At 51.4% G+C, this 22,889-nt stretch carries 22 protein-coding genes and 1 tRNA gene; 9 read left to right on the top strand and 14 right to left on the bottom strand.

Features of this window, described 5'->3' with window-relative positions:
• Positions 1-75: 75 nt before the first annotated feature.
• The 6 genes from ACTHTJ_RS07605 to ACTHTJ_RS07580 form a co-directional block, all read right to left on the bottom strand.
• On the bottom strand, positions 76-1,500 hold the full coding sequence (locus ACTHTJ_RS07605) for an alanine/glycine:cation symporter family protein (protein WP_070583801.1): 1,425 nt from the start codon (positions 1,498-1,500) through the stop codon (positions 76-78).
• A 262-nt stretch (positions 1,501-1,762) separates the two neighbouring features.
• Positions 1,763-3,274 (bottom strand): lysine--tRNA ligase, encoded by a 1,512-nt coding sequence (lysS, locus tag ACTHTJ_RS07600; protein WP_049323415.1) that lies wholly within the window; start codon positions 3,272-3,274, stop codon positions 1,763-1,765.
• Positions 3,275-3,472: 198 nt separating this feature from the next.
• The gene (locus tag ACTHTJ_RS07595) at positions 3,473-3,604 is read right to left on the bottom strand and encodes a hypothetical protein (protein WP_283120566.1); all 132 of its coding nucleotides are present in this window, start codon (positions 3,602-3,604) and stop codon (positions 3,473-3,475) included.
• A gap of 71 nt (positions 3,605-3,675) precedes the next feature.
• Positions 3,676-4,251 carry a hypothetical protein gene (locus ACTHTJ_RS07590; RefSeq protein ID WP_070583800.1) on the bottom strand — a complete coding sequence of 192 codons (576 nt, stop codon included), beginning with the start codon at positions 4,249-4,251 and terminating at the stop codon, positions 3,676-3,678.
• Positions 4,252-4,380: 129 nt separating this feature from the next.
• Complete coding sequence (gene aldA / locus ACTHTJ_RS07585) at positions 4,381-5,823, bottom strand: aldehyde dehydrogenase (protein ID WP_070583798.1); 1,443 nt, start codon at positions 5,821-5,823, stop codon at positions 4,381-4,383.
• A gap of 301 nt (positions 5,824-6,124) precedes the next feature.
• Positions 6,125-6,200 (bottom strand) — tRNA-Lys (locus tag ACTHTJ_RS07580).
• Between the two features lie 182 nt (positions 6,201-6,382).
• Here ACTHTJ_RS07580 and ACTHTJ_RS07575 point away from each other — a divergent pair.
• Positions 6,383-6,781 carry an Ag473 family lipoprotein gene (locus ACTHTJ_RS07575; protein ID WP_070583796.1) on the top strand — a complete coding sequence of 133 codons (399 nt, stop codon included), beginning with the start codon at positions 6,383-6,385 and terminating at the stop codon, positions 6,779-6,781.
• 63 nt (positions 6,782-6,844) lie between these two features.
• Here the strand turns inward: ACTHTJ_RS07575 and ACTHTJ_RS07570 are convergent, their stop codons facing one another.
• Together ACTHTJ_RS07570 and ACTHTJ_RS07565 are read right to left on the bottom strand one after the other, a co-directional pair.
• Positions 6,845-7,819 carry a TerC family protein gene (locus ACTHTJ_RS07570; protein ID WP_070583795.1) on the bottom strand — a complete coding sequence of 325 codons (975 nt, stop codon included), beginning with the start codon at positions 7,817-7,819 and terminating at the stop codon, positions 6,845-6,847.
• Positions 7,820-7,852: 33 nt separating this feature from the next.
• Positions 7,853-8,302, bottom strand: coding sequence for a CopD family copper resistance protein (locus tag ACTHTJ_RS07565; RefSeq protein WP_036493576.1), 450 nt, complete (start codon positions 8,300-8,302; stop codon positions 7,853-7,855).
• Positions 8,303-8,556: 254 nt separating this feature from the next.
• Between ACTHTJ_RS07565 and ACTHTJ_RS07560 the strand changes: the two genes are divergently transcribed.
• Entirely contained in the window at positions 8,557-8,769 is a 213-nt protein-coding gene (locus ACTHTJ_RS07560; RefSeq protein WP_003684747.1) for a glycine zipper 2TM domain-containing protein, read from the top strand.
• A 63-nt stretch (positions 8,770-8,832) separates the two neighbouring features.
• On the opposite strand, the gene ACTHTJ_RS07555 is transcribed toward ACTHTJ_RS07560, so the two are convergent.
• From ACTHTJ_RS07555 to ACTHTJ_RS07535, 5 genes are all read right to left on the bottom strand, one after another.
• Positions 8,833-9,753, bottom strand: coding sequence for a hydrogen peroxide-inducible genes activator (locus tag ACTHTJ_RS07555; protein ID WP_004520212.1), 921 nt, complete (start codon positions 9,751-9,753; stop codon positions 8,833-8,835).
• 3 nt (positions 9,754-9,756) lie between these two features.
• A complete protein-coding gene (gene minE, locus ACTHTJ_RS07550; protein WP_003680625.1) occupies positions 9,757-10,020 on the bottom strand; it encodes a cell division topological specificity factor MinE in 264 nt (87 codons plus the stop codon).
• A gap of 3 nt (positions 10,021-10,023) precedes the next feature.
• Positions 10,024-10,839: a septum site-determining protein MinD gene (minD, locus tag ACTHTJ_RS07545; RefSeq protein ID WP_049330767.1), complete on the bottom strand. Its 816-nt coding sequence runs from the start codon at positions 10,837-10,839 to the stop codon at positions 10,024-10,026.
• 26 nt (positions 10,840-10,865) lie between these two features.
• Positions 10,866-11,585: a septum site-determining protein MinC gene (minC, locus tag ACTHTJ_RS07540; protein WP_440360902.1), complete on the bottom strand. Its 720-nt coding sequence runs from the start codon at positions 11,583-11,585 to the stop codon at positions 10,866-10,868.
• A 147-nt stretch (positions 11,586-11,732) separates the two neighbouring features.
• Complete coding sequence (locus ACTHTJ_RS07535; RefSeq protein WP_070583791.1) at positions 11,733-12,968, bottom strand: FAD-binding domain-containing protein; 1,236 nt, start codon at positions 12,966-12,968, stop codon at positions 11,733-11,735.
• A gap of 126 nt (positions 12,969-13,094) precedes the next feature.
• On the opposite strand from ACTHTJ_RS07535, the gene ACTHTJ_RS07530 reads away from it, so the two are divergent.
• The 7 genes from ACTHTJ_RS07530 to ACTHTJ_RS07500 all read left to right on the top strand — a co-directional run bounded on the left by ACTHTJ_RS07530 (position 13,095) and on the right by ACTHTJ_RS07500 (position 21,835).
• Positions 13,095-13,952 (top strand): ATP-grasp domain-containing protein, encoded by an 858-nt coding sequence (locus tag ACTHTJ_RS07530; RefSeq protein WP_070583789.1) that lies wholly within the window; start codon positions 13,095-13,097, stop codon positions 13,950-13,952.
• Between the two features lie 367 nt (positions 13,953-14,319).
• Positions 14,320-15,711 (top strand): alanine/glycine:cation symporter family protein, encoded by a 1,392-nt coding sequence (locus ACTHTJ_RS07525; RefSeq protein WP_070583787.1) that lies wholly within the window; start codon positions 14,320-14,322, stop codon positions 15,709-15,711.
• Positions 15,712-15,794: 83 nt separating this feature from the next.
• A complete protein-coding gene (locus tag ACTHTJ_RS07520) occupies positions 15,795-17,051 on the top strand; it encodes a D-amino acid dehydrogenase (protein ID WP_070461263.1) in 1,257 nt (418 codons plus the stop codon).
• 180 nt (positions 17,052-17,231) lie between these two features.
• Positions 17,232-18,041 (top strand): zinc transporter ZupT, encoded by an 810-nt coding sequence (gene zupT / locus ACTHTJ_RS07515; protein WP_070583785.1) that lies wholly within the window; start codon positions 17,232-17,234, stop codon positions 18,039-18,041.
• A 96-nt stretch (positions 18,042-18,137) separates the two neighbouring features.
• A complete protein-coding gene (locus ACTHTJ_RS07510; RefSeq protein ID WP_070583783.1) occupies positions 18,138-20,969 on the top strand; it encodes a valine--tRNA ligase in 2,832 nt (943 codons plus the stop codon).
• A 78-nt stretch (positions 20,970-21,047) separates the two neighbouring features.
• Complete coding sequence (locus tag ACTHTJ_RS07505) at positions 21,048-21,272, top strand: enterochelin ABC transporter (protein WP_283120565.1); 225 nt, start codon at positions 21,048-21,050, stop codon at positions 21,270-21,272.
• A gap of 98 nt (positions 21,273-21,370) precedes the next feature.
• Complete coding sequence (locus ACTHTJ_RS07500) at positions 21,371-21,835, top strand: hypothetical protein (protein ID WP_070583781.1); 465 nt, start codon at positions 21,371-21,373, stop codon at positions 21,833-21,835.
• Positions 21,836-21,943: 108 nt separating this feature from the next.
• On the opposite strand, the gene ACTHTJ_RS07495 is transcribed toward ACTHTJ_RS07500, so the two are convergent.
• A complete protein-coding gene (locus ACTHTJ_RS07495) occupies positions 21,944-22,885 on the bottom strand; it encodes an ABC transporter ATP-binding protein (RefSeq protein WP_070583780.1) in 942 nt (313 codons plus the stop codon).
• Between the last annotated feature and the right edge of the window lie 4 nt (positions 22,886-22,889).

Genomic DNA, 22,889 nt, shown 5'->3' with positions numbered 1-22,889 from the left:
TGCTTTAAGGGGCATCGTTTTGTCTAAATGGCAGGGATTAAAAAGGCCGTCTGAAATTTCAGACGGCCTTTGGTTTTACCAGATATCGGATTTGATTTTGCGTTTCAAGCCCGGGTGTTCAGAGAGTTTGAACTCTGGGTCTTTGCCCATTTTCAGCTTGGCTGTGTAGTCTTTCAACAGCAGGAAGGCAAGCGGGGACAGGAGCAGGATGGCGACGAGGTTAATCCATGCCATGATGCCCATGGCCATGTCTGCCATATCCCATACCAAGGGTACGTTGGCAACTGCGCCGAAGTAGACCCATGCCAAAACCAGCATACGGAAAACGGCGGTAACCAGCCAATGGCTCTTGATGAATTGGACGTTGGACTCGGCATAGGCATAGTTACCGATAACGGTTGAAAAGGCAAACATAAACAGGATGACGGCAAGGAAGCCCGCGCCCCATTGACCCACTTGGCTGACAATCGCCGCCTGCGTCAACGCCGCACCGCTCAGGTCGCCGTAAGGCTGCTGATAGGTCAAGACGATAAAGGCGGTACATGAGCAGACGATGATGGTATCGACGAAAACGCCCAGCATTTGAATCATGCCTTGGGAGACGGGGTGTTTCACTTCGGCAGCGGCGGCGGCATTCGGCGCGGAACCCATACCCGCCTCATTGGAATACAGGCCGCGTTTGATACCCTGCATCATGGTGGTCGAAATCAGACCGCCGAGGAAACCGCCTGCAGCCGAATCGAAGTTGAACGCGTTGGAGAAAATCTGACCGAACACGTCAGGAATCAGGGAAATATTGGTAGCAATGATGAAGAGTGCTATGACGAGATATAAAACCGCCATCAGCGGAACGATGATTTCCGCGGCTTTAGATACGCGACGGATACCGCCGAAGATAATAGGGGCAGTCAGAATGACCAGGGCGACACCGACATAGTGTTGATCCCAGCCCCATGCCGCTTTGGTGGTATCGGCGATGGTATTGGTCTGTACGGCTTCAAATACAAAGCCGAAACAGAAAATCAGGCTCAGGGCGAACAAAACGCCCAGCCATTTTTGTCCCAGGCCTTGAGTGATGTAGTAGGCAGGACCGCCGCGGAAGTGGTGGTTGTCGTAGTCCCGAACTTTAAAGAGTTGGGCCAGTGAAGATTCGACAAACGCCGAACTCATGCCGATTAAGGCGGTTACCCACATCCAGAATACCGCGCCCGGCCCGCCGAGTTTGATGGCAATCGCCACGCCGGCGATGTTGCCCACGCCTACGCGGCTGGCCAAGCCGGTAACGAATGCTTGGAATGGTGTGATTCCGTGCGGATCATCACCTTGTTTGCGGCCGCCCAACATTTCTTTGATACTGCGGCCGAAGAGGCGGAATTGTACAAAACCGGTGGTAACGGTGAAAAAGAGGCCTGCGCCTAAAAGCATATATACCAACCCCGACCACATTGGGTCGTTGATGGCGTTTATCCAGCCGTGAAGCTGTTCGAAAAATTGATCCATACAAACCTTTCAGAGTTTCTGCATTTTCAGACGGCCTGTGTGTGGAGGCTGTCTGTAACTGGATGTATTCTAGCAGACTGTCAACAAACTGAAAAACGTTTACATATTCTTTTTTATATTATCTTTTTGATTATCATGTAATTTTATTATTATGGTGTAAAGGATTTATCGATTTAAACTCTTCCGTTTTACATATTTGAACAAAAAGGCCGTCTGAAAACAGAGTCTTGTTTTCAGACGGCCTTGATTTTATTTCAATGCGTTATTCGGGACGCATTTGCGGGAACAGAATCACGTCGCGGATGGTTTGTGAATCGGTCAGTAGCATTACCAAGCGGTCGATGCCGATGCCGCAGCCGCCGGTCGGCGGTAAACCGAACTCCATGGCGCGGATGTAGTCGGCATCATAGTGCATGGCTTCATCGTCGCCAGCGTCTTTTTGCGCCACTTGCGCTTTGAAGCGTTCGGCTTGGTCTTCCGGATCGTTCAACTCGGAGTAGCCGTTTGCCAGTTCGCGGCCGACAACGAAAAGCTCGAAGCGTTCGGTCAAACCCGGTTTGCTGTCGGATGCGCGTGCCAATGGTGATACTTCGACAGGGTAGTCGATGATGAAAGTCGGGTTCCACAGCTTGCCCTCGGCGCAACCTTCAAACAGGGCAAGTTGCAGGCTGCCGATGCCTGGAGACGGAGGCAGGCTTTCGCCGTGTTTGACAATTTCTTTTTTCAGCCATTCTTCATCGTTCAACTGCTCATCGGTGTAGTGCGGATTGTATTTTTTGATGGCGCCGAGAATGGTCAGGCGTTCAAACGGGCTTTCCAAATCGACTTCTTTGCCGTTGTAGCTGATTTTTGCCGTGCCGTTTACTGCGCGGGAAGCGTTGCGGATGATGTCTTCCGCCATTTGCATCATGCGTTCGTAGTCGGAGAAGGCTTCGTAGAATTCGATCATGGTGAATTCAGGGTTGTGGCGTACGGACATGCCTTCGTTACGGAAGCTGCGGTTGATTTCAAACACGCGTTCCAAGCCGCCGACAACCAAGCGTTTCAGATACAGCTCGGGCGCAATGCGCAGATAGAGCGGAATATCCAAGGCATTGTGGTGGGTAACGAACGGTTTCGCTGTTGCGCCGCCTGGAATCGGGTGCATCATTGGGGTTTCGACTTCCAAATAATGCTCGTTGACCATGAAATTGCGCACGGATTGGATGATTTGGCTGCGTTTGATAAACGTATTGCGCGATTCTTCGTTGGCAATCAAATCGACGTAGCGTTGACGGTATTTGGTTTCCTGGTCGCTCAAGCCTTTATGTTTGTCCGGCAGAGGGCGTAGGGATTTGGATAGCAGGCGGATGTTGGATACGCGCACGGTCAATTCGCCGTGGTTGGTTTTGAACAAGGTACCTTCCGCACCGACGATGTCGCCCAAGTCCCAGTGGTTGAAGTCGTCCAAAACTTCTTGGCTCACGCCTTTGTTGTTCAAATAAAGCTGGATTTGACCGGTAACGTCTTGAATGGTGGCGAAGCTGGCTTTGCCCATTTGACGTTTGAGCATCATGCGGCCGGCCACTTTGACGGGAATGCCTTGCGGGTCGAGTTCTTCTTTGCTGATTTCACCGTATTGGGTGTGCAGGTCGGCGGCAAAGCTGTCGCGTTTGAAATCGTTAGGGTAGGCGTTGCGTTCTTTGCGGATGTTGTGCAGTTTCTCGCGGCGCAGGGCGATGATTTGGTTTTCATCCAACTGCGGCTCGATTTGCGGATTGTTTTGTTCGCTCATGGTGTTTTCCGGAAAATGAGTCAGGCTGCCGGAGTTTTCAGACGGCCTGAATAAAGTGAAAAATTGGCTCTATTTTACGCGATGTCGGTGTTTTTTTCTATAAAGGCAGAAAGGCCGTCTGAAACCTGAACTGCCCCCCAAAAAACTGTATTTTTGTGATCGGCTTGTCGGCGATGAAGGGATTTTTGCGGTGGTCGGTCAAGATTTTGGACTGAAGGGTTTGAGTGCGCCGATGCCGCTTTCCTGACAGGCGGTTATCCAACGTTGCAGATGGGTGCGTGAGATGTGGTATTGGTCTTGGTATTTGAAGTGTAATGCATATAGGGACATAAAAAAACTGCACCTTGTTAGTTGGAGGGCAACTTTGGGGATGTAGTTCATTCTGTCTAATATCTTGCTCTTCAATTATCAAAACCTCTGGATTTAGATACGGAAATTGCTTCAATACGTGCCATTTGACGGTAACGCCGAGTTTGATTCGGTGCTCCACCTTTACCCGGATAAATCCCTGTTCCACGTTCCACTTCAAATGTAAAATGTTTAGGTTGGCGGGCAAATGTTACATATTCACGCGCTTCTATTTCCGACATTATGATTTTTTTGACTTTGCCCAACTTGGCTTCTGCATCTTTAATCTTCATGCCCGGGTGTACACCTGAAGCCGTGTGACAGGTAGGAGAATCGGTTTCCAAAAAATTAATTTTTTTATGGAGTTTTATAGGAGAATCAGGATCGTCGTCTCCATCTTGAAAAGCGATAACCATAACGTCTTTAGATAGCGTAATGGCAACAAACGCCACACCTTCGGCATCGCTTTCTCTTTCCATTTTTGCCTTCGGGAATTTCTGTTTTACCTGCTTTAAGTTCTGCCCTAATTTAATTCCTCCGATACTGTCTTTTTGAATCAAACATTCGGCAGTAGCCGGCATGGCAAAACCCAAGATCAATGCGCTCATTATCCCGATTTTGTGCAACATGGTTACTTTCCTATTTAATAAAAATTAGTTATAAAAAAACTGCACCTTGTTAGTTGGAGTAGCAACTTTTTGGGTGCAGTTTAACCTGAAAAATCAACTTCAGACGGCCTTTTGTTTCATGAAGGGCAGTTAGATATCGGTTTCCAAATAAACGACTTGGGTTTGCAGATATTCTTCCAAACCGTGTTTGCCGTCCGCGCCGCCGATACCTGATTTTTTCCAACCGGCATGGAAGCCCTGCATGGCTTCAAAGTTTTCGCGGTTGATGTATGTCTCGCCGAAACGCAGGCGGCGGGTTACATAAAACGCTTCATTCAGATTGGTGGTATAGACGGAGCTGGTCAGGCCGAATTCGCTGTCGTTTGCCAAAGCGATGACTTGATCGAGCGTGTCGAAAGTGGCAACCGGCAGGACGGGACCGAAGGTTTCTTCCTTCATGATGTCCATGCTGTTGTCGGTATCGGTCAGCAGGGTAGGTTCAAAGAAGTAGCCTTTTCCGTCGGCACGTTTGCCGCCGCAAACCAAAGTTGCGCCTTGTCTAACTGCGCGTTCGACTTTCTCGGCAACGGATTTTACGGCACGCTCTTCAATCAACGGGCCCATTTCCAGTGCGCCGGGTTCAGCCTTGGCCGGGTTGCCGTAGCGTACGCCTTTCATGGCAGCGGTCATTTTTTCGATAAACGCGTCTTTCAGGCTGCTGTGGACATATACGCGTTCGGCGCAGTTACAGATTTGGCCGGTATTGCCCACGCGTGAAGCCAAGATGGATTTGACGGCCAGATCCAAGTCGGCATCTTTCAGGACGATGGCAGGGGCTTTGCCGCCCAGTTCCAGTGAAACTTTGGTAATGTTGGCGGAGGCGGCTTCCATCACTTGGCGGCCGGCATCGACAGAACCGGTCAGGCTGACCATATCGACTTGCGGATGCGATGCCAAGGCATTGCCGATTTCTGCGCCAGGGCCGTTAACGACGTTGAATACGCCGGCCGGTAAGCCTGAAGCATGAACGATTTCAGCAAAGATGTGGCAGTTAATCGGGGTAACGCTGCTTGGTTTGACGACGATGGTATTGCCTGTTACCAAAGCCGGGCCCATTTTGCGGGCGATCAGGAAGAATGGGAAGTTCCACGGTAAAATGCCGGCGATTACGCCCAAAGGACGTTTGAACAATAAAATATTTTCGCGCGGACGGTCGCTTTGGATGATTTCGCCTTCATAACGGCGCGCCCATTCGGCTTGGTAGTCGAGATAATCGGCAGTGAACATGACTTCTATGCGTGCCAAATCTTTGGTTTTACCGCCTTCGGCAACAATGGTATCCGTCAGCTCGTCGGCTCGTTCACGGATGCCTTGGGCAATTTTGTGCAGGTATGCGCCGCGTTCAACGGCAGGCAAACGCTCCCATGCAGTTTGTGCATCTCTGGCCGAAGCAACGGCACGGTCAACATCGGCTTTTCCGCCTTTAGGCTCACGCGCGATGACTTCTTCGGTTGCCGGATTCAATACATCACGCCATGCGCCGTTAAAGTCAGTTTCAAAGCGGCCGTTAATATACATAGACAGTTGTTTCATCAAACCTTCTCCTGTTGTTGTAGTTGGATGTAGTTTTAGTCTATGCCTAAATTGTCTGGCATACAAGAGGATTTAGCGTGGGTTGGTGATAGGTATTTGGAAGTTTTTAGAAAAAGATGATGGGTGAGGGAGTTGGGTTTGATTGATTCAAGAGGTTTGTGATGCTTTCAGTTACATCTATAACAGCATTGTGACAAAGCTCGAATATTCTTGATGTTGATAATAAGGGAGGTATCGAGTGAAGAAAGGCTTGATGGAGAATATAAAAAAACCTGCTTTTTTCAAAGCAGGTTTTCATATTTGGTGGGTCGTGAGCGATTCGAACGCTCGACCAACGGATTAAAAGTCCGCTGCTCTACCGACTGAGCTAACGACCCGATAAGCTGTGAATTATAGGGAACTTGTTTCTTTTCGTCAACTATTTTTTTGAAATTTTTTTCAAAAAACGTAAATTGGCTGTTATTTGGCGTTAATTCTTCCTTTTTTGAGCATTTATTATGTTATGATTTTTGGGTCTGTCAGTTTTGACGGATATTTTTTAGACCAAAGGATATACAACATGAAAAAATTATTGATTGCTGCAATGATGGTAGCCGGCTTGGCGGCGTGTACACAAGAAGCGAAAAAAGAAACCCAAGAGGCGGCTTCTGCTGTTGCTTCCGATGTAAACGCTGCTGCTGAAAATGCAGCTTCTGCTGTTGATGCTGCTGCTTCTGAAGCCAAAGGTGCGGCTGAGCAAGCTGTTTCTGATGTTAAAGACGCTGCTGTAGATGCTAAAGCAACTGCAGATAAAGCAGTTTCTGACGCAAAAGATGCTGCCGGTAAAGCGGTTGAAGAAGCTAAAGAAGCGGTTTCTGATGCTAAAGATGCTGCCAAAGACGCAGCTAAAGACGCTATGGGTAAAGCTGCCGATGCAACTCAAGAAGCTGCCGATAAATTGAAAGACGCTGCTAAATAAGCTGGTGTTTGATATTTGAAAAGGCCGTCTGAAATGTTCAGACGGCCTTTTTATATCGGCAGATTATTTTTTCTCTTGCTGACGCGTGTACACCAAAGAAGTCAGGATGGACGCGCCCAGTGCGCCGAAGACGACGGACAGGGAAATGGAAATCGGAATATGTACCCAGTGCATAATCAGCATCTTGATACCGATAAAGCTCAATACGAAGGCCAAGCCGTATTTGAGGAAGATAAAGCGTTCGGCAAAATCCGCCAGCAAAAAGTACATGGCACGCAGGCCTAAGATGGCAAAAATGTTGGAGGTAAGGACGATGAACGGGTCGGTGGTGACGGCAAAAATAGCAGGAATGCTGTCCACGGCAAAGATGACGTCGCTCAATTCGATCATAATCAATACCAGTAAAAGCGGCGTAGCGATGCGTTTGCCGTTTTCAATGGTAAAGAATTTTTCACCGTCAAACTGTAGGCTGGTCGGGATGACTTTTTTGAGCAGGGTCAGGATCTTATTTTGGGAAAGGTCTTCTTCAGCTTCGGCTTCGGGCTTCATCATGTGAATGCCGGTGTATAAGAGGAAGGCGCCGAAGAGGTAGAGAATCCATTCAAATTGTTGTACCAAGGCTGCGCCGATGAAGATCATGATGGCGCGTAGGACGATGGCGCCGAATACGCCATAGAGTAAGACGCGGTGTTGGAATTTGGGTTCGACTTTGAAATAGCCGAAAATCATCAGGAAAACGAAGATGTTGTCGACGGCAAGGGATTTTTCGAGCACATAGCCGGTGAAGAATTCGAGGACTTTTTCTTTGGCGACAACGACCCCGTAAGCCGGGTTGCCCGCCAGTTCGAAATAGAGCCAGCCGGCAAACGCGCAGGATACGGCCACCCAAATGCCGCTCCAAGCGAGGGCTTCTTTAACGCTGACTTTGTGGGCACCGTTTTTTTTCAGCGACACCATATCGATGGCGATCATGATTAAGACGGCAATAAAGAAGATGCCGTAAAACATCGGCGAGCCGACGGACGGGTATTGGGTCATAAACAATCCTTGTGTGTGGGGGAAGGGTAAGGTTTACCAAGACAAGTAGAACATTGCTTTGGCAAAAAAGACGATAAACAGCATATGGCTGAATACGACGGCGTGTATGTATTTTGACCAGCCGACGGTGAGGGTGTGCCGTGCCATTTTGACGACGGCGATGGCAAAATGTACCAAAACGCTTACTGCCAACAGGATTTTGATGCTCAGCATGATGCCGAAGGAGCTGTCGAATGGGTGGTGCAGTATCGGCAGGTAGCGGTTGTACACCATCACGATGCCGCTGATGAACAGGGTAATGACGACAGGCGGCATCACGCGGACGGCACGATAGGACATGGCACGTTCGACTTCGCGGCGCGATTCGCGCGAAACGCGGCCGGTGTGTAAAACGGAGAGGACCAGCATTTCGAAAAATACGCCGCCGACAAAGGCAATCGCGCAATAAACGTGGATGATGTGTGCCAGTGCGTAGATACTCATGACGGGTGTTTCCGGTAATTCAGACAAGTCGTCATTGTATCACTACCGAATGCGGTTGATGTATGCGCAATTTTATGCCAAGTATATTAAAATTTATAAATATTCTTTTGGAATTGCCGTTTGTTTTTGTATTTAACCGCTCATCAAGAGCGTTATCTTAGTTTAATCTGTCTTTACTTATCAGAAAATATATTAATGAAAGGTTGTGCCATACTGTTTCATATACAGCTTAACCCCTGATGGAGAATCAAACCATGAAGAAAACTTTTGCAAAAACTGTGACCTTGATCATGTTGGCCGCTTCTTTGGGTGCATGTGCCAATATGACTCAAACCCAACGCAACACTGCTGCTGGTGCGGTATTGGGCGGCGTGGCAGGTAATTTGATTGGTGGCGATACCGGCTCTACCTTGGGTGGCGCGGCTTTGGGTGGTGTTATCGGCAGTCAAGTTCATACCCGCTACTAATCCTTTATTTGGTTAAAAATAAAAAGGCCGTCTGAATGTTCAGACGGCCTTTTGTTTTACGGTTTATTCGTTGACGAACGTTACACCGGTCAGTTGCGATTGCAAAATAGCAGTGCGCAAGGCAGTCAGTGCTTTCGGACGGACAAAGTTGCGGCGATAGGCCAAAACGACACGGCGGTGCGGCGCATTGCCTTCAAACGGGATAATGCTGAAAAGCATATGGTCATTTTCGGTCAAGGCTGTAGCCGGCATGACGCTGATGGCCAAACCGCTGGCAACCATGTGGCGGATGGTGTTGATGGAGCTGCCTTGCAGGGTATTGGTCAAGCCCTGGATTTTTTGCTTGGAAGCCAATTCGGAACAGCTTGCCAACACTTGGTCGCGCATACAGTTGCCTTCGGACAGCAGCAACACTTGTTCTTCGCCCAAAAGCTGAGGCGTAACGGCATCGAGTTCTTCAAAGTGATGGCCTTTGGGAACAATGACGAAGAAAGGTTCGTCATACAGAGGCTCGGTTACGATGCCCGGCTCTTGGAACGGCTCGGCAACGACGATTGCATCGACATCGCCACGTTTGAGCGACTCGGTCAGGATGTGGGTATAGTTCTCTTCCAGCATCAGCGGCATTTTCGGTGCGGTTTCACGCAGCGCGGTAATGAGCTTGGGCAAAAGGTAGGGGGCAACGGTAAAAATCAGGCCGAGTTTGAACGCACCTTCCAATTCGTTTTGCTCTTCATTGGCAAGGTGTTTGATGAGTTCCGCTTCTTCCAGAACCCGGCGGGCTTGGGCGACAATGCGCTCGCCCGCTTCGGTCGTGATGATGTCGTTGCTGCTACGGTCGAACAGGGATACCGACAGCTCTTCCTCCAGCTTTTTGATGGCGATGGAGAGGGTGGGCTGGCTGACAAAGCAGCGTCGTGCGGCACGTCCGAAGTGACGTTCTTGTGCGACGGCTACGATGTAACGCAATTCGGTCAAGGTCATGTGTTAAGCCTTTTTTTGTTCCGGTAGGGTGATGTTCAGCTCAAGAACGTCTAAGCCGTCTTGTTTCTCTTGGGAGATGCGGATGTCGTCCAATGATACGTTGACGTATTTGGACAGGACTTCCAACAACTCTTTACGCAGGGTCGGCAGATAGTCCGGAGCTTGGCCTTCTTGTGCGCGTTCTTGCGCGATGATGATTTGCAGGCGGTCGCGCGCGACTGTGGCGGTTTTCGGCTTTCTGCCGAACAGCATATCGAGCAGTGACATGTATTAACCTCCGAACAGTCGTTTTAAGAAGCTTTTCTTCTCAGCTTCGAGGAAACGCATTTCGCGGTTTTCACCCAAGAGGCGGGCAATAACGTCTTTGTAGGCTTCGGCTGCGGCGGCATTGTCTTGGTGGATGACAGGTTCGCCGGCGTTGGAAGCTTGCAGAACGTTTTGTGATTCAGGAATCACACCGATCAACGGAATACGCAAGATGTCGCAGATGTCTTGTACAGACAGCATTTCGCCTTTAGCCACGCGCTCAGGGGAGTAGCGGGTAATCAGCAGGTGCTCTTTAACAGTGCTGCCTTGTTCTGCTTTGCGGGATTTGCTTTGCAAAATGCCCAAGATGCGGTCGGAGTCGCGGACGCTGGATACTTCCGGATTGGTGGTAATGATGGCTTCGTCGGCAAAGTAGAGTGCCATCAGTGCACCTTGTTCGATACCGGCAGGGGAATCGCAGATAATGAATTCGAAGCCCATTTTTTCGCTGGCCAGCTCTTTCATCACGTTGTCCACGCCTTCGCGGGTCAACGCGTCTTTGTCGCGGGTTTGCGAGGCGGGCAGGATGTAGAGGTTTTCGCAGTTTTTGTCTTTAATCAGGGCTTGGTTGAGTGTGGCTTCGCCTTGGATGACGTTAATGAGGTCATACACGACGCGGCGTTCGCAACCCATAATCAGGTCAAGGTTGCGCAAACCGACGTCGAAGTCGATCACGGCAGTTTTGTGGCCGCGCAGGGCCAGGCCGGTTGCGATGCTGGCGCTGGTAGTGGTCTTGCCTACGCCGCCTTTACCTGAAGTTACTACGATGATTTTGGACACGATATTTCCTTTTTAAGTACTGATGTTTATTCGGCGTCGATTGCGCTGATAACCAGTCGGTTGTCTTGCAATGATACTTGTACGGGTTTTTTGTGCAGATGCTCGGGCAGGTCTTGCTCGAAGTTGCGGTAGATACCGGCAACGGAGACTAATTCGGCCTGCATGGAATGAATAAAGATGCGCGCGTTGGTATTGCCTTTTGCACCGGCCAACGCTCTGCCGCGCATGGGGGCGTAAATATGGATGTTGCCGTCGGCGATAAGTTCCGCACCTTGGCTGACGATGCCGGTGACGATGAGGTCGCCGTTTTCAGCGTAAACCTGCTGGCCGGTACGCACGGGCGTGCTGACCAATACAGTCGGATTATTGATAACGGTGGCTTGTACGTCTTGCGGCTGCGGTGCTTGGCGCGGGGCAGGCGTTGCCTGTGTGTCGGCTGCCTGGGTGGAGTTACCTTGTTTGAAGACCAAGTGGTAACGCGCTGCCGCTGCCGCCCATGTGTCGCTGGTGTGGTGCAGCCCTAAAATTTGCATACCGTAACGGGCAAACAGGGAAATCATGCCGCCCAAATCGATGGATTCGGTATGGTCGAAATCTTGTACGTCTAAAATGAAGGGAACGAATTCGTCTTGGGATTGGCCTGCCAGTTGGCGCAGGAATTCTTCCAATTCTGTTAGATCTGCGGTGTGCAGATGGATGGATAAGACGTCCAACCGTGACGTTTTTATGTCGAATGCGGGTTTCATTGTAATGAAATAATAAAATTTTTTAATGACGTAAGTTTACCGTGTAAATCTTGGCTATTCAATCTGTTTGGCCGTCTGAAACCAAAATATTTTGTTTGAATGTTTTTCAGCTGTATCTAGTGTGGTTTTTTGGTGTGAACGCAGGTTTCAGACGGCCTTGGGAAAGGGGTAGCCGTGTGTGTCGATGTCATCGGCGGCGGCCCACGGCGTGTGGATGAGGGTGGATGGCAGGTGCGCCAATTCGGGGAGGTAACTGCGGATGTGGCTGCCGTCGGGATCGATTTGATGTGAACGATGGGCATAGCGGACGGTGGCCGTATCTTGTGCGGCGAGGTGCCAGTTGGCTTGGTTGAGCGCGGGGTCGGTGCCGGTTTGGACGGAGGCTGTCCACGTGATGCCTTGGTTGGGGTCGAAGTTGAGCGCATGGCAGAAATAGTGGGCGCACAGCTGCTGGAGAACGGGGTGTAAGTGACCGGTGGCTTTGAGGCCGCGGATGGAGGCGTCGATGATGGGTACGCCGGTTTGGCCGTGTCGCCAGTATTCGCGTACCGGAGCGGCATCGGTTGTTTCGGGTAGGCGGCGGTGGTAGGCGAGCTGGTAGCAGTAGTCGCGGAAAATGAGCTTTTCCAGCCATTCGAAATGTCGGTTTGCCAAGCCTTCGGCAGCCAGCAGGCGCGGGGAAATGCAGCCTGAGGACAGGTAGGCATTGAGGAGGCTGGTGTTTTTTCGTGCCGGAAAGTTTTGGGTAATCGGGTAGTGAACCAAATTCTGTTTGAATGCGTGCCATTGCGTTAAGGCTGCGGTTTCGCCGCCCTGTTGATAGGTAGGCAATACCGCGCCGGTATGTGCTGGGAACAGTGGAACGTTTTGTCCGGTTTGAACAGGCAATTCGGTTTCAGACGGCCTTTGTCCTGAATAAGCCTGCAACCATGCTTGTTTATAGGCGGCAAAATCGGTGTAGGGCAGGCCGTTGGCATCCATGAGGGGAGCTTTGGCCAAGATACCGCGGTCGTTGGCGTGTTGCAGGGCAATGCCTGCTCGGTCGAAATTGTGCCAGAGGTGGTTGTCTTGGCGGATTTCGGCTTCGGTGTAGGCTTCGTCTGTGATGACGGTATGGGCATTGAGCGCAGCAGCCAAGGGGAGGAGGTCTTCGTCGGAGGCGACGACATATAAAGGAATATGGTGCGCCGCCAGACGGGTATGCAGTTCTTGTGCGGCTTGATAATGGAACAGGCTTTGACGCGGATTGTGGTTTTCAGACGGCCTTTGGCTGACCCAGACACAGGCGATGGGCAAACCGCTTGCAACGGCGGCATTAAGCGCGGCATTGTCGTGCAGGCGGAGGTTGCGGCGGAACCAGACAAGGACGTGAGCAGATTTCATGAGCATGTTCCGACGGAAAAAGGGGAAACCATTTTATCAGAATCGGCCTCATGTATCAGGCCGTCTGAAAAATCTTTTGGTTTGATTTCGCTATATAATTTTGGTTTTAGCAATGAGGCGGCAACCATGATCGAGCAAACCGTTTTGGCACTCATTACCTGCCAAACCTATCCCGAACCATCGGACAACCTGAAAACATTGGCGGCATGCTTGGAAAGCATGGGCGTGAAAACCGTATTTGATGCGTGGCAAAACCATCCGTCTGCGACGTTTTTACTGCCTTTGTGCGCATGGGATTATGCCGCCGAACCCGAAGCCTTCTGCCAATGGCTGGAACATGCCGGGCAGGCGGGGCAGCGTTTTATCAATCCGCCCGAATTGATGGCTTGGAATATGGAAAAGACTTATTTGTGCGATTTGGCGGCGCGCGGAGCGCAAGTGATTCCCAGTGTGTTCGTTCCGCCGCAAAAAGCCGAATTGGCCGACATCCTGAACCAACAGGGCTGGACGGAAGCGGTCATCAAGCCGGCATTTGGGCAGAGCGGCAAAGGCGTGGTTAAAGTTTGTGCGGAGGCATTGGACGTGAACATGGCGGATTATCCGCAAGGTATGATTGTTCAACCATATATCCGCGAAATCGAAACAGCAGGCGAAACATCGCTGGTGTTTTTCAACGGCGCATTCAGCCATGCCGTGCGCCGTCAGCCGCCGCAAGGCGAATGGCGCGCCAACTCGGCCTATGGTGTGTCGGTGTTCGGTATTGAGCCACCCGAGTTTGCCATCAGTGCCGCACAAGACGTACTGGCCGCTTTGCCGCAAATGCCGGTTTACGCCCGAGTGGACGGTACATTGGTCGGCGATACCTTCCTGCTCAATGAATTGGAACTCATCGAGCCAGCCCTGTATTTGCACACCAGCGAAGGCGCGACAGAACGCTTTGCCCGACTGTTGGCGCAGTTACTTGGGCAACATTCATCAACCTGAATCAATATAGTTAACAAGCATCAGGCCGTCTGAAAACCATCTTTCAGACGGCCTGAGGCTTTTTTAAAGCAAGATTTGCGTGTTTGTATTTTTCAATAATGTGCCATTTGTCGATTGTGTCATTTTAATTGATGCAGTCTTAATTAATGGTTGATTAACTTTCATTTGGCATTTTATCTCGGCCGCAGCCTTTATTTTTAGCGGATTGTAAACAATCTGACCGGTCTAAATAGATATCTTTTTAGGGTAAAACCTCAAAAATCTTTTTAAAAAGAAAGATATTGTCTTATTGAATATTCTGTGCTGAAATTACATGACACTACAAAAAGTAGTGCATAAAAAAATAAAACAGACAAAGGAGAAAGCCATGCAATTGTTTTTAGACAATCTCAAAGCCTTTTTCGAAACCATCAGCGGCTGGGTCTGGGGACCTATTATGTTGATGCTGCTGGTCGGTACGGGCATTTTGCTGACCGTTTTGCTGAAAGGCTTGCAGTTCACCATGTTGGGTTATGCGCTGAAACAGGCGTTTGTGCCGTCAAAGAAGCATGAAGACGGCGGAGACCACGAAGGCGATATTTCCCATTTTGCGGCGTTGATGACCGCGCTGTCCGCCACCATCGGTACGGGTAACATCGCCGGTGTGGCAACTGCGGTGGTAACCGGCGGCCCGGGCGCAGTATTTTGGATGTGGATGACCGCCATTTTCGGCATGGCCACCAAATACGGCGAAGGCGTGTTGGCGGTGAAATACCGCGTGACCAATTCCAAAGGTGAAATGTCCGGCGGCCCGATGTATTACATCGAAAAAGGCTTGGGCAAAAACTGGAAATGGATGGCCGTTGCGTTTGCACTGTTCGGCACATTCGCTTCCTTCGGTATCGGCAGCTCGGTGCAGTCCAACTCGGTTGCACAGGCAGTGCAAACCAGCTTTGGTGTCGAACCTGCCTACACCGGCGTAATATTGACTGTATTAACGGCCATTGTGCTTTTGGGCGGCATTAAGGGCATTGCCAAAGCCGCGTCCTTTATCGTACCTGCCATGGCAGTGTTTTATGTAGTGGGCGGTATTTCCATTATTGTCGTGAATTCTGACGCACTGATGCCTGCCGTCAAACTGATTTTCTCCGATGCGTTTAGCGCGCAAGCCGTGGCTGGCGGTGCCATCGGTACGGTCATCCGCTACGGCGTGGCGCGCGGTGTGTTCTCCAATGAAGCGGGCATGGGTTCTGCGCCGATTGCCGCCGCCGCCGCGAAAACCGACCACCCCGTCCGTCAGGCATTGGTTTCCATGACCGGTACGTTTTTGGACACCATCGTCGTTTGTTCGATTACCGGTATCGTGTTGGTCATGGGTCTGCTCGGCGCAGGCGGCGAGTTTGTGAAACCTGAATTGAGCGGCGCGGCGCTGACAACCGTCACTTTCCAAAAAATGCTGCCCGGCATCGGCGGCTGGATTGTCACCATCGGCCTGATTTTCTTTGCCTACTCAACCATTCTCGGCTGGTGTTATTACGGCGAGAAATGCGCGGTTTACGTCTTCGGCGAGAAGTTTGCCGGTTTGTACCGCGTTGGTTATGTTTCTTCGGTTATGCTGGGAACCGTGTTGAGCCTTGATTTGGTGTGGCTGGCTTCGGACACATTCAACGGCTTGATGGCGTTGCCCAACCTGATTGCGCTTTTGTTGATGGCGAAAGTCATCGTCAATGAAACGCGCGACTTCAAACAAAAAATCAAAAACGGCGAATTGCCGCATTAATGTCCAAGGCCGTCTGAATCTGAATATTCAGACGGCCCGATGTATATTAAGTCTGTTTGGAAAAAAGTCAGAGGAGGAGAAAAATGAAAGTGCTTGTTTTAGGTGCTGGTGTTGCCGGCGTATCTTCCGCGTGGTATCTGGCAGAGGCAGGACATGAAGTAACAGTCATCGACCGCGCCGAGGGTGTGGCGATGGAAACCAGTTTTGCCAATGCAGGCCAGCTTTCTTACGGCTATACCACGCCGTGGGCTGCTCCCGGTATTCCGACCAAAGCGCTGAAATGGCTGTTTAAAAGCCATCCGCCTTTGCTGTTTCGCCCTGACGGCAGCCTGTATCAAATCGAATGGCTGTGGCAAATGCTGCAAAACTGCACGGCCGCGCGCTATCAAATCAACAAAGAGCGCATGGTCAGGATTTCTGAATACAGCCGAGAAATGTTCCGCCGTTTTGAAGCGCAAACCGGCATGAATTTTGAAGGGCGCAAAAAAGGGACGTTGCAGATTTTCCGTCAGGCTAAAGAAGTCGAAGCGGCAGAACAAGACATTGCCGTTTTGGAACGCTACGGCGTGCCGTACCGCCGTCTGAAACCCGAAGAATGCGCCGAGTTTGAGCCTGCGCTGGCACGCGTTACCGCAAAAATTGCCGGCGGCCTGCACCTGCCTGCGGATGCGACCGGCGACTGCCACCTCTTCACTGAAAACCTATACAAATTGTGTCAGGAAAAGGGCGTACAGTTCCACTTCAACCAAACCATCAGCCGCATCGACCACAACGGGCTGCGCATCAAAGCCGTTGAAACCGAAACAGGGCGGTTTGAAGCAGATGCCGTTGTCTGCGCGCTCGGCTGCTTCAGCAGGACTGTGTTGGCGCAGTTGGATCTCAATCTGCCGATTTATCCCGTCAAAGGCTATTCCTTGACCCTGCCCGTCACAAACTCAGACGGCGCACCGGTTTCCACCGTTTTAGATGAAAGCTACAAAGTCGCCATCACGCGCTTTGACAACAGAATCCGCGTCGGCGGCATGGCGGAATTGTCTGGCTACGAAATCAAACTGCCCGAAAAACGCCGCGAAACCTTGGCTTTGGTCGTCAACGACTTGTTCCCCGAAGGCGGCGATTTGAAACAAGCATTGTTCTGGAGCGGTCTCAGACCGATGACGCCCGACAGCACACCGCTAATCGGGCGCACCCGCTTTGATAATCTCTTCCTGAATACCGGCCACGGTACTTTGGGCTGGACCATGTCGCTGGGTTCGGCAAAATTAACCGCCGATATCGTGAGCGGCAAAGATACCGAAATCCGAAGCGACGATTTGAGCCTGTCGCGTTATCAGGCTTAAGCTGGAAAGCGATAAGGTTTAGCGGCATTTCAAATTTAAAGGCCGTCTGAAAATTATTTTTCAGACGGCCTTTTGTTTCAAAATCTGTGTACCTAATCAATAAAATAAATAATAACTATTATCATGCGCATTAAAAAGTGTTAGTCTGAACCTGTCCCAGCTTTTAGCGCAGGTCTTCTCATGCCCGATTTTTCGATGTCCAATTTGGCCGTTGCCTTTTCCATCACGTTGGCTGCCGGTTTGTTTACCGTATTAGGCAGCGGCTTGGTGATGTTTTCCAAAACGCCTAATCCGCGCGTGTTGTCGTTTGGTTTGGCATTTGCCGGCGGTGCGATGGTTTATGTTTCTCTGACGGAAATTTTCAGTAAGTCCAGCGAGGCGTTCGCTGAAATTTATGATAAAGACCACGCGTTTGCGGCGGCGACCATGGCATTTTTGGCCGGTATGGGCGGCATCGCACTGATTGACCGCCTGGTGCCGAACCCGCATGAAACCTTAGATGCGCAAGACCCGTCTTTTCAAGAAAGCAAACGCCGCCATATTGCGCGAGTCGGTATGATGGCGGCGTTTGCGATTACGGCGCACAATTTCCCCGAAGGCTTGGCGACGTTTTTTGCCACCTTGGAAAATCCGGCGGTCGGGATGCCTTTGGCCTTGGCGATTGCCATCCATAATATTCCGGAGGGTATTTCCATCACCGCGCCGGTTTATTTTGCCACCCGAAGCCGTAAGAAAACGGTATGGGCGTGTCTGCTATCCGGTTTGGCCGAGCCGTTGGGGGCGGCTTTGGGCTATTTGGTTTTGCAGCCGTTTTTGTCGCCTGCCGTGTTTGGCTCGGTGTTCGGCGTGATAGCCGGCGTGATGGTGTTTTTGGCGTTGGACGAGTTGTTGCCGGCCGCCAAACGCTATTCAGACGGCCACGAAACCGTTTACGGCCTGACAACGGGCATGGCGGTGATTGCCGTCAGCCTGGTATTGTTCCATTTTTAAAACCCGTATGCCAAAGGCCGTCTGAAATGATTCAGACGGCCTTTTTGCGTTATAATCCGCACATCAAAAATAACCTTAATTTCACAAAGTTCCATCATGTTAGACAAATACAATCCAGCCGAAATCGAATCCAAACATTATCAAAACTGGGAAGAGCAGGGCTATTTCCAGCCTGATATGGATTTGACGAAACCGTCTTTCTCCATCCAACTGCCGCCGCCCAATGTAACCGGTACGTTGCACATGGGTCATGCCTTCAACCAAACCATCATGGACGGCCTGACCCGCTACTACCGCATGAAAGGCTGCAATACCGCCTGGATTCCGGGCACCGACCACGCGGGCATTGCCACACAAATCGTGGTCGAGCGTCAGCTTGCCGCGCAAAACGTGTCTCGTCATGACTTGGGCCGCGAAAAATTCTTGGAAAAAGTATGGGAATGGAAAGAAGTGTCCGGCGGCACGATTACGCAGCAGATGCGCCGCGTGGGCTGTTCTGCCGACTGGACGCGCGAGTATTTCACGATGGACGACGTGCGCGCCGAAACCGTGACCGAAGTGTTCGTGCGCCTGTTTGAGCAAGGCTTGATTTACCGCGGCAAACGCTTGGTGAACTGGGATCCGGTTTTGGGTACGGCAGTATCTGATTTGGAAGTGGAAAGCGTGGAAGAACAAGGCTCTATGTGGCACATCCGCTATCCGCTGGCTGACAATCCTGCTGAAGCCGTTATCGTGGCGACCACCCGTCCCGAAACGCTGCTGGGCGACGTTGCCGTTGCCGTCAATCCTGAAGACGAACGTTACACCCACTTAATCGGCAAGGAATTAATCCTGCCGCTGACCGGCCGCACCATTCCGGTTATCGCCGACGAATACGTTGAAAAAGACTTCGGTACCGGCTGCGTGAAAATCACGCCTGCGCACGACTTTAACGACTACGAAGTCGGCAAACGCCACGACACGCGCCTGATTAATGTGTTCGATTTGGAAGCCAAAGTGCTGGCAAACGCTGAAGTGTTCAACTTCAAAGGCGAAGCGCAACCAGGCTTTGCCCTGCCTGAAAAATACGCAGGCTTAGACCGCTTTGCCGCGCGCAAACAAATGGTTGCCGATTTGCAGGAACAAGGCTTCTTGGTCGAAATCAAACCGCACACGCTGATGACGCCGAAAGGCGACCGTACCGGCTCAGTGATTGAGCCGATGCTGACCAGCCAATGGTTTGTCGCCATGTCCGCCACCCCAAACGGTGGCGAGCCTGACAGCGAATTCAAAGGCTTGAGCCTCGCCGACAAAGCCAAAAAAGCCGTCGACAGCGGCGCAGTGCGCTTCATTCCCGAAAACTGGGTCAACACCTACAACCAATGGATGAACAACATCCAAGACTGGTGTATCTCGCGCCAACTGTGGTGGGGCCATCAAATCCCCGCGTGGTACGACGAAGCAGGCAATGTTTACGTTGCCCGCAATCAGGAAGAAGCCGAAAAACAAGCCGGCAAAACAGGCTTGACCCGCGAAGAAGACGTATTGGATACATGGTTCTCCTCCGCGCTCGTGCCGTTCTCCACGCTCGGCTGGCCGTCTGAAACCGACGAACTCAAAGCCTTCCTGCCGTCCAACGTCTTGGTAACAGGCTACGAAATCATCTTCTTCTGGGTGGCGCGTATGATTATGATGACCACACACTTCACCGGCAAAGTACCGTTTAAAGACGTGTACATCCACGGCATCGTGCGTGACCACGAAGGCAAAAAAATGTCCAAATCCGAAGGCAACGTCATCGACCCTGTGGATTTGATCGACGGCATCGACTTGGACAAGCTGCTAGTGAAACGCACGACCGGTCTGCGCAAACCCGAAACCGCGCCGAAAGTGGAAGAAGCCACGAAAAAACTCTTCCCCGAAGGTATCCCCAGCATGGGCGCGGACGCCTTGCGCTTCACCATGGCGAGCTACGCCAGCCTCGGTCGCAGCGTGAACTTCGACTTCAAGCGCGCCGAAGGCTACCGCAACTTCTGCAATAAATTGTGGAACGCCACCAACTTCGTGTTGATGAACACCGAAGACAAAGACTGCGGTCAAGACGAAATGCAGCCGTTGGCGTTTACCTTCGCCGACCAATGGATTATCGGCAAACTGCAACAAGCCGAAGCCGCCGTTGCCGAAGCCTTTGAAACCTACCGCTTTGACCTTGCCGCGCAAACGCTGTACGAATTTGTGTGGAACGAATATTGCGACTGGTACATCGAGCTGGCAAAAGTGCAAATCCAAACCGGCTGCCCGACAACCCAGCGCACCACACGCCGCACCCTCGTGCGCGTACTCGAAACCATCCTGCGCCTGCTGCACCCAATCATGCCGTTCATTACCGAAGAGCTGTGGCAGGTCGTTGCGCCTCTGGCGAATGCCAAAACCGCCGACAGCATCATGTTGGCCGCCTATCCGCAAGCCGATAAAGAGAAAATCGTTCAGACGGCCTTCGATAAAATGGCCGCATTGAAAGACTTGGTGGAAGAAGTGCGCAAACTGCGCGGCGAAATGGGTATCGCGCCAAACGTCAAAGCACCGCTCTTTGTCGAAGGCAGTGCAGAACTCGAAGGCCTGCTCAAATACCTGCCGTCTCTGACCCGACTGACCGAAGCCAAGCTGGTGGACAGCCTGCCCGAAGCAGAAGACGCACCTGTCGCCGTCTGCAACGGCGCGCGCCTGATGCTGAAAGTCGAAATCGACAAAGCCGCCGAAACCGCCCGTTTGAGCAAAGAAGCCGAGAAGCTGCAAAAAGCCTTGGACAAACTCAACGCCAAACTGTCCAAACCCGGCTACACCGACAAAGCCCCGGCGCATTTGGTGGAAAAAGACAAAGCCGATTTGGTGGAATTGGAAGACAAAATGGCGAAAGTTCAAACTCAGTTGGCGAAGTTGAAAGACTGATTTTGATTGAATAGACAAGGCCGTCTGAAAACCTGAAACCACGGTTTTCAGACGGCCTCATCAAAAGGAAATCAGATTATGGACTACATCGTGCCTATATTGCTCATCGTCGCCATCGTCGTACTTCATATTCATACCTGCTTTACCGAAGCCGTCCACCTCAACAAATGGTGGCCATGGCTTATTATTCTACTGTTGAGTCTGACCGGCACTTGGTTTATCTACTTCGTCAGCCGTACCGCGCTGATAAAGCTGGGTGTCCAGCTGGTGCTGATTGCCGTCCTCGTGCTTTACATCTCTTGAACGTCTGCCTGCGACAGAATACTCGCAAAGGCCGTCTGAAAATGCAGCTTCAATGTCGTTGCAACTTTTCAGATGGCCTATTTTAAGAAAGGAAATAGATGAAACTCTTTATTTTGCCGGTGCTTTTATCCGCAACAACTGCTCTGGCTTCTCCGATTGTCGGTACATGGCATTGCGTGGGTTCTGATGAAAACATTCGCAGTGATGCAAAAGTCGAATATCTTCAGGACGGCAGTTTCCGTGGCGATGCTATACTCAAAATCGATGATGACGGCAATGTCTTGGCATACCGTGTTGTCGGCTCAGGGAAATGGCGTTTTGAAAACAATGCCTTGACGGAAAGCCAAATCAAATATAGCGAAGTTTCACGACAGCACAGCCCCGAAACGCTGGCGTGGTTGGAAAAGTCGGAGGATGGACGACTCTTGGAAAGCATGATGTACACCGGATTGGTCGCGGAGATGGACAAACCCGGAAAAGATAATGTGTATCAACTGGATAAAACAGGCAAATTGGTGTCTGAAGACGGGACTGCCCGTGAGGTATGTACGAAAGTGAAGTAAAAAGCGCTTGTAGATCAGATGGGTTTGTCTGATTGATGGCTGAGATAACAAAGGCCGTCTGAAACTTAAATTTCAGACGGCCTTTTTCTTTTTCTTAATCCATCAAATTCAATCAAACCAAACAATCTGACTTTCATCCACGCTGATGCGGATTTCCTGTCCGGTTTGCGGTTTGTCCATATCGTGGTCGGCGTGGGGGTACCAAATCAAATCGCCGTATTGCGGATGAGCGAGGGTGAGGCGTATGCCTTCGGCGAGGGGGACGGCTTCGCTGATGCGGACGGCTGTGCCGTCCGGGTCGAATCGGATGGCGTGTTGGGGAATGTAGCGTGTGTCGCCGGTGTTGGCCAAACCGAGCAGCAGGGCGGCTTGGGCGTTGACGGGGCGGCGGATAAGGGTTTCCGGCGTGCCGTGTTGGAGGATGCGGCCTTCGTGCATGATGGCGATGGTGTCGGCCATGGTGCAGGCTTCCTCGGCGGAGTGGGTCACGAGGATGGCGGGGATGTTTTGACTGCGGATGCGTTCGGCGGTCAGGGTGCGCAGGTGGTGGCGCAGGTGGGTGTCGAGGCTGGAGAAGGCTTCGTCCAAGAGCAACAGCGACGGACGCGTGATTAGGGCGCGCGCGAGGGCGAGGCGTTGCTGTTCGCCGCCGGAGAGGCTTTCGGGTTTGCGTTGCGCTTCGTGTTCCAAACCGATGTCGCGCAAGGCCTGCATGGATTGTTCTTCGATTTCGGCTTTGGGCAGACGGCGCATTTTGAGGCCGAAACCGACGTTGTCGAGGGCGGTTAAATGCGGCAAAAGGGCGTAGTCTTGAAACATCAGCGAGATATTGCGCTTTTCAGACGGCATGTCGGTGATGTTGTCGCCGTTGAGCCAGACTTCGCCGCTGTCGGGACGCACCAGGCCGACGATGGTTTTGAGCAGGGTGGATTTGCCGCAGCCGGAGCGGCCGAGTACGGCGAGGATTTCGCCTGCGTCGACGTTTAGGTTGATGTTTTGGGCAACGGTTTTGCTGCCGAAGCGTTTGTTGATGTTTTTGAGTTGCAACATGGTT

The sequence above is a fragment of the Neisseria sp. P0018.S001 genome, from assembly GCF_051957355.1.
Taxonomy (GTDB): Bacteria; Pseudomonadota; Gammaproteobacteria; order Burkholderiales; family Neisseriaceae; genus Neisseria; species Neisseria subflava_A.
Note: the sequence above shows the minus strand (reverse complement) of the source record. Positions and strands in the feature narration are given on the sequence as shown.

Bases quoted from the DNA above. Each gene is read 5' to 3' on its own strand.
- ACTHTJ_RS07605 (WP_070583801.1), bottom strand. From the start codon at position 1,500: ATGGATCAATTTTTCGAACAGCTTCACGGCTGGATAAACGCCATCAAC.
- lysS (WP_049323415.1), bottom strand. From the start codon at position 3,274: ATGAGCGAACAAAACAATCCGCAAATCGAGCCGCAGTTGGATGAAAAC.
- ACTHTJ_RS07595 (WP_283120566.1), bottom strand. From the start codon at position 3,604: ATGTCCCTATATGCATTACACTTCAAATACCAAGACCAATACCACATC.
- ACTHTJ_RS07590 (WP_070583800.1), bottom strand. From the start codon at position 4,251: ATGTTGCACAAAATCGGGATAATGAGCGCATTGATCTTGGGTTTTGCC.
- aldA (WP_070583798.1), bottom strand. From the start codon at position 5,823: ATGAAACAACTGTCTATGTATATTAACGGCCGCTTTGAAACTGACTTT.
- ACTHTJ_RS07575 (WP_070583796.1), top strand. From the start codon at position 6,383: ATGAAAAAATTATTGATTGCTGCAATGATGGTAGCCGGCTTGGCGGCG.
- ACTHTJ_RS07570 (WP_070583795.1), bottom strand. From the start codon at position 7,819: ATGACCCAATACCCGTCCGTCGGCTCGCCGATGTTTTACGGCATCTTC.
- ACTHTJ_RS07565 (WP_036493576.1), bottom strand. From the start codon at position 8,302: ATGAGTATCTACGCACTGGCACACATCATCCACGTTTATTGCGCGATT.
- ACTHTJ_RS07560 (WP_003684747.1), top strand. From the start codon at position 8,557: ATGAAGAAAACTTTTGCAAAAACTGTGACCTTGATCATGTTGGCCGCT.
- ACTHTJ_RS07555 (WP_004520212.1), bottom strand. From the start codon at position 9,753: ATGACCTTGACCGAATTGCGTTACATCGTAGCCGTCGCACAAGAACGT.
- minE (WP_003680625.1), bottom strand. From the start codon at position 10,020: ATGTCACTGCTCGATATGCTGTTCGGCAGAAAGCCGAAAACCGCCACA.
- minC (WP_440360902.1), bottom strand. From the start codon at position 11,585: ATGAAACCCGCATTCGACATAAAAACGTCACGGTTGGACGTCTTATCC.
- ACTHTJ_RS07535 (WP_070583791.1), bottom strand. From the start codon at position 12,968: ATGAAATCTGCTCACGTCCTTGTCTGGTTCCGCCGCAACCTCCGCCTG.
- ACTHTJ_RS07530 (WP_070583789.1), top strand. From the start codon at position 13,095: ATGATCGAGCAAACCGTTTTGGCACTCATTACCTGCCAAACCTATCCC.
- ACTHTJ_RS07525 (WP_070583787.1), top strand. From the start codon at position 14,320: ATGCAATTGTTTTTAGACAATCTCAAAGCCTTTTTCGAAACCATCAGC.
- ACTHTJ_RS07520 (WP_070461263.1), top strand. From the start codon at position 15,795: ATGAAAGTGCTTGTTTTAGGTGCTGGTGTTGCCGGCGTATCTTCCGCG.
- zupT (WP_070583785.1), top strand. From the start codon at position 17,232: ATGCCCGATTTTTCGATGTCCAATTTGGCCGTTGCCTTTTCCATCACG.
- ACTHTJ_RS07510 (WP_070583783.1), top strand. From the start codon at position 18,138: ATGTTAGACAAATACAATCCAGCCGAAATCGAATCCAAACATTATCAA.
- ACTHTJ_RS07505 (WP_283120565.1), top strand. From the start codon at position 21,048: ATGGACTACATCGTGCCTATATTGCTCATCGTCGCCATCGTCGTACTT.
- ACTHTJ_RS07500 (WP_070583781.1), top strand. From the start codon at position 21,371: ATGAAACTCTTTATTTTGCCGGTGCTTTTATCCGCAACAACTGCTCTG.
- ACTHTJ_RS07495 (WP_070583780.1), bottom strand. From the start codon at position 22,885: ATGTTGCAACTCAAAAACATCAACAAACGCTTCGGCAGCAAAACCGTT.